Source organism: Citrobacter sp. Marseille-Q5395, assembly GCF_947057495.1.
Taxonomy (GTDB): Bacteria; Pseudomonadota; Gammaproteobacteria; order Enterobacterales; family Enterobacteriaceae; genus Citrobacter; species Citrobacter murliniae.
The window spans coordinates 1-15091 of the sequence record NZ_CAMSEL010000010.1; the positions used below are offsets into that span (position 1 = coordinate 1).

Genomic DNA, 15091 nt, shown 5'->3' on the forward strand with positions numbered 1-15091 from the left:
TTGCCTGGCGGCTGTAGCGCGGTGGTCCCACCTGACCCCATGCCGAACTCAGAAGTGAAACGCCGTAGCGCCGATGGTAGTGTGGGGTCTCCCCATGCGAGAGTAGGGAACTGCCAGGCATCAAATTGCAGTAAACCGGGATAACTAATCCGGGTAGTGACAAAGAAATTCGGTGGAGCGGTAGTTCAGTTGGTTAGAATACCTGCCTGTCACGCAGGGGGTCGCGGGTTCGAGTCCCGTCCGTTCCGCCACTTATTAAGAGCCCTGAGCTAATGCTCAGGGCTTTTTTTTATTCATTTTTATTATTGCCAAATACGCAAAAATCCTCTGCATTTTACACTCTTTTTCTGCAAAGATCTGACGGTCATAATCCTCCCAGTTAACAAACCCTGTGATTAAAAAGAGGAATTTATGGCTATCCCTGCATTCGGTTTAGGCACTTTTCGCCTGAAAGACGACGTTGTTATCGCATCTGTTAAAACCGCCCTTGAACTGGGCTACCGTGCAGTCGACACTGCGCAAATCTATGATAATGAAGCCGCAGTGGGTCAGGCAATTGCTGAAAGCGGTGTGCCACGCAGCGAATTGTATATTACCACCAAGATCTGGACTGAAAATCTGGGCCGGGACAAGCTGATCCCGAGCCTTAAAGATAGTCTGAAAAAGCTGCGTACTGAGTATGTTGATCTGACACTTATCCACTGGCCTTCTCCTAACGGTGCCGTATCCGTTGAAGAGTTTATGCAGGAATTACTGGAAGCAAAAGTGCAGGGGTTAACCCGTGAAATTGGGATCTCTAACTTCACTATCCCTTTGATGGAAAAAGCAATTGCTGCGGTGGGTGCTGAAAATATTGCAACTAATCAGATAGAGCTTTCCCCGTATCTGCAAAACCGTAAAGTAGTTAAATGGGCCAAACAACACGGTATCCATATCACCTCTTATATGACACTGGCTTATGGCAACGCGCTGAAAGATAAAGTGATTGCTCGTATTGCGGCTAAACATAATGCCGCCCCGGCCCAGGCTATTCTTGCATGGGCAATGGGAGAAGGGTACTCAGTTATACCTTCTTCGACTAAACGTGAAAATTTGGCAAGCAATCTGCTCGCGCTACAACTGCAATTGGATACAGAGGACAAACTTGCGATCGCTGCACTGGATCGTAACGATCGCCTTGTCAGCCCCGAAGGTTTAGCCCCTGAATGGGATTAATGACAGCTGCCTTTGTGTTGAGTTAATCCTGTTTCACAGCTCCTGCGGGAGCTGTTCTTGCATGTTCACTCAAAAAGTCGATAAACGCGCGAATACGTGTACTTACAGCCCGATCGCTGTAATACACTGCGCTAAAGGGCATTTCAACGGGCAGACGTTTATCTGCCAACAACTCCACCAGTTCACCCTGCGAGATTTCTTTATCAATCATATAATCTGAAAGACAGGCAATTCCGTTCCCGTTCAGGCAAAGCTGTTTCAATGTTTCACCGCTGTTAGAAGAGAGTCCGCACTCAATTTCATGAAGCTGTCCATCGCTACAGGCAATAGGCCAGGTATTGAGTGAGACAGGCTCGGAAAAACCCAGACACAGATGTTGTTTAAGCTCCTCTACGCTCTCAGGCTCACCAAATCGGGCAATGTACTCCGGTGAGGCAATAATCTTACGGTAGCTGGTAAATAGTAGGCGCGCGCGCAGGCTCGAGTCCGTAAGCGCACCTGCTCGTATTGCAACGTCAACTTTTCGCTCAATAAGATTGATAAATGTCTCCGAGGAAACTAGTGACAGCGTCATCTCAGGGTAACGTTCACGGAAAGGTTTGATGAGTGGCATCAGAAAATGCAACATCACCGGCGTCGCCGCGTCGATACGCAACAGGCCGCGCGGGGTATTACGAGACTCCATAATTTCTGTTTCTGCCGCAGCCATTTCCTGCAGTATCAACTGCACTCGCCTGAAATAACGTTCACCTTCTTCAGTCAGACTGAGCTGTCGGGTTGTTCGGTTGAGCAAACTGACACCCAGCTTCATCTCCAGCTTTTTTACTGCCCGGCTAATAGCGGAATTGGCTTGTCCCAACTGCTCTGCAGCGCGGCTAAAACTACCGCTTTCCACAACAGCAACGAAAATGGCCAGTTCTTCTGAAGTTGCTTTCATTTTTGCACCTGGAGCAAAATTATATTGAGATTTTGAATATTTTTGTTATTAAAACATCCCGGCATACTTCGTGTCATCTGATTACTGATGATATGGAGTTATTTATGCCTCTCGCTTTATTTGCACTGACAATAAGTGCTTTTGCTATTGGTACGACTGAATTTGTAATTGTCGGCCTTGTGCCGACCATCGCCGAACAGCTGGCGATCTCTTTGCCTTCTGCAGGAATGCTGGTTTCTATCTATGCGCTGGGCGTGGCAATTGGTGCGCCGGTACTGACTGCTCTGACCGGACGTCTGCCGCGTAAGCAACTGCTGGTTGCGCTAATGGTGCTATTTACGGTCGGTAATTTGCTGGCATGGCAGGCGCCTGGTTATATGACGTTAATTGTTGCACGCCTGCTGACCGGTCTCGCACATGGCGTGTTCTTCTCAATTGGTTCTACTATTGCGACAAGCCTGGTGCCAAAAGAGAAAGCAGCTTCAGCCATCGCTATTATGTTTGGTGGGTTAACGGTGGCACTTGTGACAGGAGTTCCGTTGGGAACATTTATTGGTCAGCATTTTGGCTGGCGTGAGACTTTCCTCGCGGTATCTATGTTAGGTGTCATTGCTCTGATTAGCAGTCAGTTGCTGATCCCTGCGAATATCCCCGGTCGGGCTGCTGCCAGTATTCGCGATCAGGTGAAAGTCTTAACGCATCCTCGCCTGTTACTCATCTATGCCGTTACGGCGCTGGGCTATGGTGGTGTCTTTACGGCATTTACTTTTCTTGCACCGATGATGCAGGATCTGGCGGGATTCTCACCGGCAGCGGTAAGCTGGATCTTACTGGGGTATGGCGTATCTGTTGCCATCGGTAATATCTGGGGTGGCAGACTGGCGGATAAACATGGCGCCGTTCCAGCGTTGAAATTTATCTTCGCAGCCCTGTTTGTTCTGTTGATGGTCTTTCAGTTAACTGCATCCACTCAGTACGCAGCTCTGGCGACAATCCTTGTCATGGGGATTTTTGCCTTCGGCAACGTACCAGGGCTGCAGGTTTACGTGGTGCAGAAAGCGGAGCAATTTACACCCAATGCGGTTGATGTGGCCTCAGGACTGAACATTGCGGCGTTCAACATTGGCATTGCATTGGGTTCAGTGATTGGTGGCCAAACGGTAGAGCATTATGGGTTAGCGCAGACCCCGTGGATTGGTGCGCTAATCGTATTGAGCGCTTTCTTTCTGATGAGCGTGAGCGGTCGTCTTGATAAACCCGCACGTGTAGCTATGGGATAAATCACCGATGTAAGTACCTACTTACAAAACAAACTGCAATTGTCCGTTGAAAGTGAGTGCTAAAATCCCTATAACAGAAGAACCAGTCCGGTTGCGGGCTGGTTGACGTTACAGAGGTTTGAAAGTCTAAAGTGCGAAAAAACACCTATGCTATGCGCTATGTTGCCGGACAGCCCGTTGAGCGAATTTTACCGCCAGGGTCGTTTGCGCATATTGGCCAGGCATTGCCCGCAGGCGTTCCGTTAAGCAGCGAGGATCGCATCCGCGTCCTGGTGTGGAATATTTTTAAACAGCAGCGGGCAGAATGGTTGTCGGTGCTGAAGAACTTTGGCAAAGACGCGCATCTGGTGTTATTGCAAGAAGCACAGACTACGCCTGAACTGGTGCAGTTTGCGACCGCTAACTATCTTGCTGCCGATCAGGTTCCCGCTTTTGTGCTGCCTCAGCATCCCTCTGGCGTCATGACGCTTTCTGCTGCACATCCTGTTTACTGTTGCCCGCTGCGTGAGCGTGAACCCATATTGCGGTTGGCAAAATCGGCACTGGTGACAGTTTACCCACTGCCTGATTCGCGTTTATTAATGGTGGTGAATATTCATGCTGTTAACTTCAGTCTCGGCGTGGATGTCTATAGTAAGCAGTTACTTCCCATTGGCGATCAGATTGCTCATCACAGTGGCCCGGTGATTATGGCCGGCGATTTTAATGCATGGAGCCGTCGGCGTATGAACGCGCTGTACCGCTTTTCTCGTGAAATGTCTCTGCGCCAGGTGCGCTTTACTGACGATCAGCGCCGACGCGCATTTGGTCGCCCCCTCGATTTTGTGTTTTACCGTGGTTTGAACGTGAGCGAAGCCTCTGTGCTGGTGACGAGCGCATCCGACCATAATCCTCTACTCGTTGAATTTAGTCCCGGCAAGCCTGAACAATAAAGGTGTGTCAGGTCTGCCGTAGGGCAGGCCTGTAGTGGTGCTGCCCTTTATATTTCACAACAACCGAAGGACAACACAATGACAACACGCTCCCATCATGACAACGTCGAAAAGCAGTTTGGCTCTCAGGCAAAGGCCTATTTAACCAGCGCGGTACATGCATCCGGGCGCGATTTGCAGCGACTGGCCGAGCGACTGTCCTTTTTTCCGCAGGCAAGTGTACTGGATATGGGATGTGGTGCGGGGCACGCCAGCTTTATTGCGGCACAGAATGTGAAGCAGGTGGTAGCGTATGATTTATCTTCGCAGATGCTCGAGGTGGTTGTACAGACGGCAAAAGAGAAGGGATTGGAGAATATTTCCATCCGACAGGGGTATGCTGAAAGTCTGCCGTTTGAGGATCAAACTTTTGATGTGGTGATTAGCCGATATTCAGCGCACCACTGGCATGATGTCGGGAAAGCGCTGCGGGAAGTGAATCGCGTACTGAAACCCAGCGGTGTGCTGATTATTATGGATGTGATGTCTCCCGGACACCCTGTGCGTGATATCTGGCTGCAAACCGTTGAAGCGTTGCGCGATACCTCGCATGTGCGCAACTATTCCAGCGGTGAGTGGCTGTCTCTGATTAATGACGCGAATATGATTGCCGATACGTTGTTCACAGATCGCCTGCCGTTAGAATTCAGTTCATGGGTTGCGAGAATGCGTACTCCCGTTGCACTGACAGAGGCTATCCGATTGTATCAGGAGAGTGCTTCTGCTGAAGTGAAGGCGTATTTTGAATTACAGGAAGACGGTTCGTTCACCAGCGACACGATCATGGTTGAAGCACATAAAACGGCATAAATAAAAAAGGCACTGGGGGGAAACCAGTGCCTTAATTTTTATCATCTCATCAGGAGTCCGGCATACCGTTGTTCTTTACAAACAACGTTAGCTGATCGCCTGGTTGCAGATTTTCCGTATCGCTGTTCCAGCGCATCACATCCTTAATGTTAACGCCGTGACGTTTAGCAATGCTCGAAAGCGAGTCGCCTTTACGTACACGATAGGTGATGCTATCGCTGTTGTTAGCCAGTCGCTGCGCACTGGTGCCAGCACCAACGGTCAGGCTTTGACCCACTTTCAGGGTAGATCCACGCAGATTGTTCCACTGCTTAAGATCCTTCGCATTTACGCCAAGACGTGAAGCGATGCCAGAAAGTGTATCGCCAGAGCGAACCTTGTAGCTACGGCTGTTCAGTGGCGTGTTATCCGCAACTAACGTTGACTGCACGGCTGCAATTTCGCCAGAGGCCAGAGATTCACGCAACTTCTCTGCGTGCTTCTTTGGCACCATCACGTATTGCGGGCCGCTGGCACCCAACGTAGAGCCCTTCACACCTGCATTGAATGTCTTCAGCTTGCTGACGGAAATACCCGCCATATCGGCAACCTGAGCCATCTCAACCGGACTGTTAAGACGAACACGTGCTAACGCGCGGCTTTCGTCTGTGGTTGGCAGACGCACGCCATAGCGTTTGCTGTTCTTGAGAATATCGCTCAATGCCAGCATTTTGGGCACATATAGCTTCGTTTCCTGAGGCAAAGGGAGCGACCAGAAATCGGTGGGCTTACCACGAGATTTGTTCGCTTTGATTGCCTTCATCACGCGACCTTCACCGCTATTATAAGCAGCAACGGTCAGCAGCCAGTCGCCATCAAACATCTTGTTCAGACGCTGCATCATGTCCAGCGCGGCAGTGGTGGAAGCCACTATGTCGCGACGTGCATCATAACTGCGAGTCTGTTTTAAACCATAATTGCGCCCCGTGCTCGGAATGATCTGCCAAATACCTGCGGCATTGGCGCCAGACGTTGCGTGAGGATCAAAAGCGCTCTCCACTATGGGTAGTAGTACCAGTTCCATTGGCATGTTACGTTTCTTAACCTGCCCGGCTATCCAGTACATATACGGCTCTGCCCGTAAAGTTACATCGTGGAGATAGCTCTTATTGCGTAAATACTTCTGTTTTTGTTCGCGAATCCGGTTGTTTTCCGGAATTCCCATCTTTAGCTCGTCACCAATGAAAGCCCACAAATCTTGATCGGCCGCGATAGATGTCCCATCGTCCATCCATCGCGCCTGACTAGTGAACTTTCCTGCTTCCCCTTGACCAGCTGCAGAAAGGCTCTGTGCGTGCTGTTGGACGTTACCAGTATTCTGGCACCCAACAAGCAGGACAGAGGCGAGTAATATCGCTTTTGCCTTCATGTGTGTGTCAATAGTTGCTTAAAAGACGACCGATCATAACGGCGAAGTTTTCAAAAGGCAACCCGGAATTGTCAGAACGTATCTTTCTTTGACCTTAACCAGGCAAAACGCTCTTCAGGTTGTTGCAATATTGTTTCTTTGTTGATTTCATTAATTAAATCAATATCTTCTGTTCTTAAAAAAATATTATTTCGACGCTCATTTTTCAGAATTACGGGCAGTGTCATTTGTTTTTTTACGCGTAACTCATTAACTTTACGATAATAATCATTTATGAACGAATCGTGCGGAAGGATGCTTAGGGCAAACTTCATATTTGCTAATGTGTATTCATGTGCGCAACAAACCAATGTATCGTCAGGAAGGGCGCTTATTTTTTTAAGTGATTGATACATTTGCGAAGCTGTGCCTTCAAAAAGTCGGCCGCAGCCGCCAGAGAAGAGCGTGTCGCCGCAAAATAAATAAGGATGACTAAAGTAACAAATATGTCCTAAAGTGTGACCCGGGGTAGCAAATATACTAAATTCATGCCCTAAAACGAGGGCGATATCGCCATCTTTGACTATGTGTGTCGTTCCCTTATCTTGTGTTTCTGCTGGGCCATAAACCACTATTTGTGGAAAATGCTGTAGAAGTTCTTTCACTCCGCCAACGTGATCCTGATGGTGGTGGGTGAGGAAAATGGCCTCAGGTACCCAGTTATGCTCAGCAATAGCTTTTAATACCGGAGCTGCTTCGCCAGGATCCACAATAAGGCAGTGGCCTTCATTATTTGTCAGGACCCAGATGTAATTGTCCTGAAATGCGGGAATGCTGTTAAGATTCATAAAATACCTCTCAATGCGTAACGGAAGGTTGTGATGAAACCGGCAAGGATCCCTCAAACTGTCGTAGCGCCCGTTAGCTGGGATGATTTACCCTGGGGCGAGCACTATCGTGAGGCGCTGGAGAATGAGCTTAACCCGTGGTTCGCAAAAATGTACGGTTTTCATCTGCTTAAGATTGGCAATTTAAGCGCAGAAATCAATTCTGAAGCGTGCGCGGTTTCTCATCAGGTAAATGTTTCTGCGCAAGGTTCACCGATGCAGGTGCTGGCCGATCCGTTACATCTTCCCTTCGCCGATAAATCCGTCGATGTCTGTTTGCTGGCGCATACTTTGCCTTGGTGTGCCGATCCACATCGCTTAATGCGGGAGGCAGACCGTGTGCTTATTGATGATGGCTGGCTGATAGTCAGTGGATTTAATCCGGTTAGCCTGATGGGCTTGCGTAAACTGGTGCCGGTATTACGTAAAACATCGCCCTATAACAGCCGGATGTTTACGCTGATGCGTCAACTGGACTGGCTCTCTTTGCTGAATTTTGAAGTGTTGCACTACAGCCGTTTTCACGTTTTGCCCTGGAGTAAACAAGGGGGGAAACTGTTAAGCGCACATGTTCCGGCGTTAGGGTGTTTACAACTGATTGTTGCACGTAAGCGAACAATCCCGCTTACGCTTAATCCGATGAAACAAAATAAAAGCAAAGCACGTATCCGCCAGGCCGTTGGCGCAACCCGGCAATACCGGAAGCCTGACGCTTAAGTCTCGGCCTGATATCCAACATCATCCTGACTGGGACTCATCGCTGCAGCGCGCGCAAGTTCATCACAGCGTTCGTTTTCCGGGTGACCCGCGTGGCCTTTTACCCATTCCCATTTAATTTGATGCTGGCCCAGCGCGGCATCCAGACGCTTCCAGAGATCGACATTCTTCACTGGCTTTTTATCTGCAGTTTTCCAACCGCGTTTTTTCCAGTTGTGGATCCATTGAGTAATGCCCTGACGTACATACTGGCTATCGGTACTGAGAACCACTTCGCACTGTTCTTTTAGTGCCTCCAGCGCGACGATTGCGGCCATCAACTCCATACGATTATTGGTGGTCAGGTTATACCCTTCGCTGAAGGTTTTTTCACGTCCGCGATAGCGTAGAATTGCCCCATAACCACCAGGCCCTGGATTTCCCAGGCAAGAACCATCGGTGAAAATTTCTACCTGTTTAAGCATCTCTGGTAGACTTCCTGTTTTAGCAAATCGAAATCAAACGATAAGTCTGACATAAATGACCGCTATGAGCACTGGAATTACACGACAGATCGTCCTCGATACCGAAACCACCGGTATGAACCAGATTGGCGCCCACTACGAAGGCCACAAGATTATTGAGATCGGTGCGGTTGAAGTGGTGAACCGCCGCCTGACCGGTAATAACTTCCATGTTTACCTTAAGCCGGATCGGCTGGTGGACCCGGAAGCATTTGGTGTACACGGAATCGCGGATGAATTCCTGCTGGATAAACCCACGTTTGCCGATGTGGCCGATGAGTTTTTAGACTATATTCGTGGCGCTGAACTGGTCATTCATAACGCATCGTTCGATATCGGCTTTATGGACTACGAGTTCGCGAAGCTTAATCGTGATATCCCAAAAACAAATACATTCTGTAAAGTGACTGATAGCCTGGCGCTGGCGAGGAAAATGTTTCCTGGTAAGCGTAACAGCCTTGATGCATTGTGCTCACGTTACGAGATAGACAACAGTAAGCGTACATTACACGGCGCGTTACTCGATGCCCAGATTCTGGCCGACGTTTATCTGATGATGACTGGTGGGCAGACAACGATGGCGTTTTCAATGGAAGGCGACAGTCAGCAGCAGAATGATACCGGGATCCAGCGCATTGCGCGCCACTCCAGCAAGTTACGCGTTGTTTTCGCCACTGAGGAAGAGTTAGCGGCCCATGAATCGCGCCTCGATCTGGTTCAGAAGAAAGGCGGAAGTTGTCTCTGGCGGGCATAGTTTACGCATTTACAGTGTAGAAATGGCCATTCGGGTGATTTTTGCAGCAAACGATTAAAAAACGTGAGAAAAAGCGTTGACGAGGTGCGAGGCAATCCGTAATATTCGCTTCGTTCCCAAGCGGAACACAACGCGGAGTGGTAGTTCAGTTGGTTAGAATACCTGCCTGTCACGCAGGGGGTCGCGGGTTCGAGTCCCGTCCATTCCGCCACTATTCAGAGAGCCTGAATCAGCAATGATTCAGGCTTTCGTCGTTTTACGCATTACAAATATTTTCTATTGCTTTACCAGCAAAAAAATCAATAACTGACTTCGCAGCATGGATCCCTGTCTGATGGTACGATTCTACCGTCGCAGCAGCGATGTGCGGTGTAGTGATAATATTTCTGGAATGTAGCAAAGGGCTGAATTGTGGTAGCGGTTCATGCTGAAATACGTCGAGAGCGGAATGTACATTCCTTTCATCAGTTACCTGCAACAACGCTCGTTCATCTATTAATTTCCCTCGAGCAGCATTGATAAGCAAGGCACCATTTCTCATCATAGAAAGATATTTGTGACTGATAAAATTCTCTAATGATGGTGTGTATGGGAGAAGAACGATAATGACGTTAGACTGCATGAAGATGTCGTCAATTGACACAAACTTTACCGCCATTTTATCAGCCATCTCGTGATCCGGGAATTTGTCGTATGCGAGAATTTCAATGTCGAAACCGGATAACCTCTTAACCAGGGTTTTTGCTATATTCCCAAAACCTAATAATCCCACTCGTTTACTATTTAATTCATTTCCCAGCGAGTATCCCCAGTAACCATTTTGCATGTCCATGTGATTACCGGGAATATTTCTTAGACCAGAGAAAATAAGTCCGATTATAAACTCAGCAACCGCATTGGCATTGAGTCCTCGGGCATTATTAACCACAATACCTGCTTTTTTTGCCGCCTCTGTATCTATATTATCAATACCGGTGCCAAATCTTGAGATGATTTTCAGTTTTGGTAGAAGAGAAAACACACTTGCGTCATAACAATCTGTTCCGGCAATGACTGCATCAATAGATTCACGCACGTCATCCGGTTCAGATTGAATAAGATGAGTAATATTGTTCTTAAAAATGAGATTAAACTGGTTATCGCGCAGTAACTTGCAACCTGTAACACAACGAGCTGAAAAACTGGAAACGGTGATTAATATATTTTTCATATCTAATACCTCAGACCTGAGAACGCCATCAGGTTGTGATGGCGTAGACCGGTTACAATAAAAATGACACAAGTTATGAATTTGCTTTAACGCCGAGAGCACCTCCAGGATGAAATAGACCAAAATCGGTCCGGGTAAACTGCTTTAGTTCTGACAGGGCGAGGGCCACGGCATCTCCCACGACAAGAACAGCAGTTGAAGAACAGGATGGAGCAAGACCTAAGTTATCTGCTTCGTTTCTCACCGGGATTTCTACAGATAAATTGCAATTAGTAGCCAGCGATGAGTTGTGGCTTCGGGTAAATGAGACTAAAAAATTATTCATCTTTTTTAGACTTGGCAAGGTAGCTAACAGTTCTGTTGTTTCACCACTATTGGATATCAAGATAACTACATCTTCGCTGGTAACCATACCCAGATCACCATGAACAGCTTCTGTTCCATGAATAAAAAATGAGGGGGTGCCTGTGCTGGAAAATGTAGCAGCCAGTTTTTTAGCAATTATTCCTGATTTTCCCACGCCGATAAAAACAACTTTCCCTCTGCAAGATTGGATTACTTTGACTAAACTTGCTGTTTCTGAAAGTGGCGCGTTAATTATTTCTTCAACTGCTTTGTGTTCATTACGCATGAAGGTTTTAATGAGAGAGATGATATCAGTATTATTCATGTTTATTTTCCTGATTTATTTTATCAATAACATAAGCGACCCGACATAAGCCCTGATGTAGTTTTTCTCTACTACATGCCAGATTAAGCCGTAAGAAGTTCTCTCCGCCAGGCCCATATACACTGCCAGCCATAATCCCGACTTTTCCTTCATGAATTAATCTTGAATAGAATTTATCGAACGAACAACTGATTTGTGAGCAGTCTATCCACGCAAAGTAACAACCTTCAGATTCTTTGAGTAGCAGCGATGAAATATTTTCCTTAACATAATTAACTGCAAAATCAACGTTGGATCTAAGATGTGTTCTTAATTCGTGTAACCATCCATCACATTCATTATAAGCAACGATAGTGGCAATGATATTCAATACTGATGGCGAGTTGACAAAATCCCTGTATCGAGTTATCAACCTGAATTTCTCATTAAAATTATTATCAGGTGTAATAAGATAAGAACCCGTTAGAGCTGGGACATTAAATGTCTTTGAGATGGAGTTAAAAACAACTGTTTTATCATAATGTAACTTAAGTACAGATGTGAATTTGTGGCTAAATGTGAAATCGCTGTGGATCTCATCGGATAATAACCAACAGTTGTTTTTTGAACAGATTTCTGAGATCTTTATCAGTTCATCTTCAGACCACACTTTTCCTGTAGGATTATGTGGATTACACAATAAAATTATCTTTGCATGCTTTGCCTTGGTATTAAAATCATTCCAGTCAAGGCTATATCGACCGTCTTCTTCCCGAATCAATGTTGAAGTAGTTAATTTTCTTCCGGTGTTTTTGATAACATCAAAGAACGCATTATATGCCGGAGTAAACATCAGAATGTTATCTTCATAATCAGTTAATAACTCTAGTGCTTTGGCGATAGAGTACATCACACTTGGGCTATAGGTGATCCAATTAGCATCGATCTCCGTATCATATTTCTGACCATACCAATGGCATATTGAATTGAGATATTCGCTATGTTGCCAGCGACTATATCCGAGGATAGGATGTTCCAGTCTTTTTCGTAATGCGTTGGTTATCGCTTCCGGCATTGGTAAATCCATATCTGATATTGAAAACGGAATAATATCTTTTACGCCGAACCTATCTTCGCAGAAGTCCCACTGAGTACAGTACGTTCCTTTTCGGGAAACAGGAGTGTTAAAAATATCCATCAGTATGACTCCATATATTGGTCCATTTCTTTACGCAAGGCGATAACTTTTGTACCAATAATGACTTGCAGGGTGTTTTTGTCGAGTTTAACAATAGCGATCCCTCCCTGCCTTTTAATGGCCGTCTCGTCTATTATCTCCATATCGTTGATTGTCAGACGTAAACGTGTAACACAGTTATCCAGTGATACGATATTTTCCTTACCACCCAAGGCCTCAATCATTTTTTCTGCTGTGCTGGGGCCCATATTGGTATTTATCTGAGGTTGTGCAACAGGTACTACAACCTCAGTTGCTGTTGCTGAAGGTGTCTGGTCACTATCTTCTCTGCCGACGGTCATCAGGTTATATTTAAGAATGGCCCATTTAAACACCGCGTAATAAATAAAGAAGTAGGCTATTTCTACACAGACAGCCACTGGCCAGCCGGTTCTTGTTCCGCGCAATACGCCAAAACTCATAAATTGAATCAAATCGCCAGTAAATCCCATTTTAACACCGAGATACGGTAGGAACATATTAGCAAAACCATTCATGAAAGCATGGAACACAAACAAAACAGGACTGACAAACAGAAATAAAAACTCTATTGGTTCGCTAACACCACCAATAATTACAGTCAGCACCGCAGAAATCAAAAGTGCTTTAATAGCCTTACGATTTTGTACATGGGCAGTCTGATACATAGCGAGAGCCGCGCCAGCTAAACCATACTGGATCATTAGCTTTCCCTGTTCCATTTTACCAGCAAGGTCCAGGGGAATGACGGCATTCTCTTTGACATAGGCCATAAACATATTGAGGGTACCGTAATATTCTTCACCGTTGATGATCGCTGAACCACCGATTGGTGTAAATCTGAATACGGAAGTGACTAAATGGTTTAGTCCGAAGGGAATCGTTACGCGCTCTGCAACGGCATAGAAGAAATAACCTATTGGGCCAGAGGTAGATATCCAGTGGCCGATTAACATAAAGAGGTTAAAGAACGGCGGCCATACGAAGGGAATAATGATACCGAAAACACTCATGACAATTAACGTAATGATCGGCGCAAGGCGCGGGCCGCTATAGAATCCCAGCGACTCAGGGATGCGTAGATTGACGATCCGCTTATACATAGTGAATACCATCAACCCTGCAACAATCCCCCCCAGTACGCTGGTGTTGTATGACTGAATTCCCAGAATGATAGTTTGTCCATGTGTAGACATCTGGTCGACGGGAACTAACAGACCATGGGTTTTCAGATAGAAGTTTGTCCCTAAATGCATTGCCATAAAACCCACCAGGCCGGAGAATGCACCATATGCTTTATCTTCTTTTTCTTTCAGCAGGCCCAACGGGATAGCGATTGCAAATAACACCGGTAAATTAACAAAAGCAAATAGCCCTAAATTAACAACAAAATCCAGAAATGATTTAACGATAGGGAACCCTAGTACAGGAATTAATTTGGCCATTTCCTCGCTGGCTAATCCACTTCCCAAACCTAACATCATGCCGCATACGCTTAACAGAGCGATTGGGTACATAAATGCCTTCCCCAGGCTCTGAAAAAAACTCCAGGCTTTTTTCTGTTTCATATTAACTGTCTCGTGATAAAGTGAAAGGTAATCAGTCCATCAATACTTTAATGCGAATTGAAAGATATAATTTCTCTTCCATTGCTAGTCTATAGTTAAATTCGGATTTTAAATATTTTTCAATTTCAATAATGGAACATTGTAAAATTAAATCTTTTTCCAAGAAATATTCATAAATATCACCAATATCTTTATTTTTTATCTTTTCGTTGCATAGCACTCTACAAGAAAAATATTTCAAATGGGTCATGAAACGTGAGTAATTGAATGCATTCCGATCTACTCTTTTCTCGTAAACTTTTTCGATAATGTCTGTGATTCGTTGCGAGAATTCTATAATTCTGAAGGACTCATAGTCGGAGGTGTTTTCATAATTATTTAAAATATGCAGGGCAATGAAGCCAATCTCATCATCCGGAAGTTGGATCTTAAAATATTCATTAATAATAGATAAAGCGTCGCGACTGATAGCATACTCCGATTTGTATAATGCTTTTATTTCGTCAAGAAATATATTGCTTATTTGGATGCCTGATGCGCACCGTGAGATTGCATTGGAAATATGATCTGCAAGAATCAGCAAAAGTGATGGGTTTAATTTTTTGTCAAGATTCATTTCCGCATAGCGAACTATATTTTCAGAGACAAAAACATAATCAATATCTACTCGCTCTATGAGTTTGTATAGTTTACCTTTCTCTTCATTTCTGACATAAAAGAATCGGTTAGCCGGATGAGGCGGAACCGGCATACCATTCTTTTTATTGTAACCGACGCCAGGACCAGAAATGATGACTTCCTGACCACTCATCGATGCCAGCACACAATTGTTATTCATGACTTTTTCGATGATCATTTCATGGCTCCAAAAAAAAAGGCAAGACAAGTAAGAAGTAATAATTACTTCAAACGTTGTCTTGCCTGATTTAACAGTTACAAGATTATTCACTAATGCGTATACCCTACACAGAACTATCTTAAATAAAT

14 protein-coding genes, 2 tRNA genes, 1 rRNA gene and 2 pseudogenes are annotated in these 15091 nt (G+C 45.6%); 9 read left to right on the forward strand and 10 right to left on the reverse strand.

Annotation, left to right across the window (positions count from 1 at the left end; translation table 11 throughout):
- Positions 1–3: 3 nt before the first annotated feature.
- The 3 genes from rrf to dkgB all read left to right on the forward strand — a co-directional run bounded on the left by rrf (position 4) and on the right by dkgB (position 1215).
- Positions 4–119, forward strand: a 5S ribosomal RNA gene (gene rrf, locus OH663_RS12450).
- A 55-nt stretch (positions 120–174) separates the two neighbouring features.
- Positions 175–251, forward strand: a tRNA-Asp gene (locus OH663_RS12455).
- A gap of 160 nt (positions 252–411) precedes the next feature.
- Positions 412–1215: a 2,5-didehydrogluconate reductase DkgB gene (dkgB, locus tag OH663_RS12460; protein WP_200013292.1), complete on the forward strand. Its 804-nt coding sequence runs from the start codon at positions 412–414 to the stop codon at positions 1213–1215.
- A gap of 22 nt (positions 1216–1237) precedes the next feature.
- On the opposite strand, the gene yafC is transcribed toward dkgB, so the two are convergent.
- Positions 1238–2152 (reverse strand): DNA-binding transcriptional regulator YafC, encoded by a 915-nt coding sequence (gene yafC / locus OH663_RS12465; RefSeq protein ID WP_200013293.1) that lies wholly within the window; start codon positions 2150–2152, stop codon positions 1238–1240.
- Between the two features lie 104 nt (positions 2153–2256).
- On the opposite strand from yafC, the gene OH663_RS12470 reads away from it, so the two are divergent.
- The 3 genes from OH663_RS12470 to OH663_RS12480 all read left to right on the forward strand — a co-directional run bounded on the left by OH663_RS12470 (position 2257) and on the right by OH663_RS12480 (position 5213).
- Complete coding sequence (locus OH663_RS12470) at positions 2257–3432, forward strand: MFS transporter (RefSeq protein WP_200013294.1); 1176 nt, start codon at positions 2257–2259, stop codon at positions 3430–3432.
- Positions 3433–3563: 131 nt separating this feature from the next.
- Positions 3564–4364 carry an endonuclease/exonuclease/phosphatase family protein gene (locus OH663_RS12475; RefSeq protein ID WP_045440054.1) on the forward strand — a complete coding sequence of 267 codons (801 nt, stop codon included), beginning with the start codon at positions 3564–3566 and terminating at the stop codon, positions 4362–4364.
- Between the two features lie 78 nt (positions 4365–4442).
- On the forward strand, positions 4443–5213 hold the full coding sequence (locus tag OH663_RS12480) for a class I SAM-dependent methyltransferase (RefSeq protein ID WP_045440056.1): 771 nt from the start codon (positions 4443–4445) through the stop codon (positions 5211–5213).
- A gap of 49 nt (positions 5214–5262) precedes the next feature.
- On the opposite strand, the gene mltD is transcribed toward OH663_RS12480, so the two are convergent.
- A complete protein-coding gene (gene mltD, locus OH663_RS12485; protein ID WP_136345274.1) occupies positions 5263–6621 on the reverse strand; it encodes a murein transglycosylase D in 1359 nt (452 codons plus the stop codon).
- Between the two features lie 71 nt (positions 6622–6692).
- Complete coding sequence (gene gloB, locus OH663_RS12490; protein WP_200013295.1) at positions 6693–7448, reverse strand: hydroxyacylglutathione hydrolase; 756 nt, start codon at positions 7446–7448, stop codon at positions 6693–6695.
- 33 nt (positions 7449–7481) lie between these two features.
- Here gloB and OH663_RS12495 point away from each other — a divergent pair, with 33 nt between their 5' ends.
- Positions 7482–8204 carry a class I SAM-dependent methyltransferase gene (locus tag OH663_RS12495; RefSeq protein ID WP_045440064.1) on the forward strand — a complete coding sequence of 241 codons (723 nt, stop codon included), beginning with the start codon at positions 7482–7484 and terminating at the stop codon, positions 8202–8204.
- On the opposite strand, the pseudogene rnhA reads toward OH663_RS12495, so the two are convergent.
- Positions 8201–8779 (reverse strand): annotated as a pseudogene (rnhA, locus tag OH663_RS12500) (ribonuclease HI). The gene OH663_RS12495 and the pseudogene rnhA overlap by 4 nt on opposite strands.
- On the opposite strand from rnhA, the gene dnaQ reads away from it, so the two are divergent.
- Entirely contained in the window at positions 8733–9461 is a 729-nt protein-coding gene (dnaQ, locus tag OH663_RS12505; protein ID WP_200013296.1) for a DNA polymerase III subunit epsilon, read from the forward strand. The pseudogene rnhA and the gene dnaQ sit on opposite strands and share 47 nt — an antisense overlap.
- Before the next feature lie 134 nt (positions 9462–9595).
- Positions 9596–9672 (forward strand) — tRNA-Asp (locus OH663_RS12510).
- 45 nt (positions 9673–9717) lie between these two features.
- Here the strand turns inward: OH663_RS12510 and OH663_RS12515 are convergent.
- The 6 genes and pseudogenes from OH663_RS12515 to OH663_RS12535 all read right to left on the reverse strand — a co-directional run bounded on the left by OH663_RS12515 (position 9718) and on the right by OH663_RS12535 (position 14960).
- Entirely contained in the window at positions 9718–10671 is a 954-nt protein-coding gene (locus OH663_RS12515) for a phosphoglycerate dehydrogenase (protein ID WP_200013297.1), read from the reverse strand.
- 73 nt (positions 10672–10744) lie between these two features.
- Positions 10745–11341, reverse strand: a complete 597-nt coding sequence (locus OH663_RS12520) for a KpsF/GutQ family sugar-phosphate isomerase (protein ID WP_045440072.1) — start codon at positions 11339–11341, stop codon at positions 10745–10747.
- A complete protein-coding gene (locus OH663_RS12525) occupies positions 11334–12518 on the reverse strand; it encodes a MalY/PatB family protein (RefSeq protein WP_200013298.1) in 1185 nt (394 codons plus the stop codon). Before OH663_RS12525 ends, OH663_RS12520 begins: the two co-directional genes overlap by 8 nt.
- A complete protein-coding gene (locus OH663_RS26085; RefSeq protein ID WP_413814478.1) occupies positions 12518–12859 on the reverse strand; it encodes a PTS sugar transporter subunit IIB in 342 nt (113 codons plus the stop codon). The genes OH663_RS12525 and OH663_RS26085 overlap by 1 nt, the downstream gene beginning before the upstream one ends.
- Positions 12836–14104, reverse strand: a pseudogene (locus OH663_RS12530) (PTS transporter subunit EIIC); the annotation flags it as partial. The pseudogene OH663_RS12530 and the gene OH663_RS26085, both read right to left, overlap by 24 nt.
- Before the next feature lie 31 nt (positions 14105–14135).
- Entirely contained in the window at positions 14136–14960 is an 825-nt protein-coding gene (locus OH663_RS12535) for a PRD domain-containing protein (protein ID WP_045449449.1), read from the reverse strand.
- Positions 14961–15091: the final 131 nt, after the last annotated feature.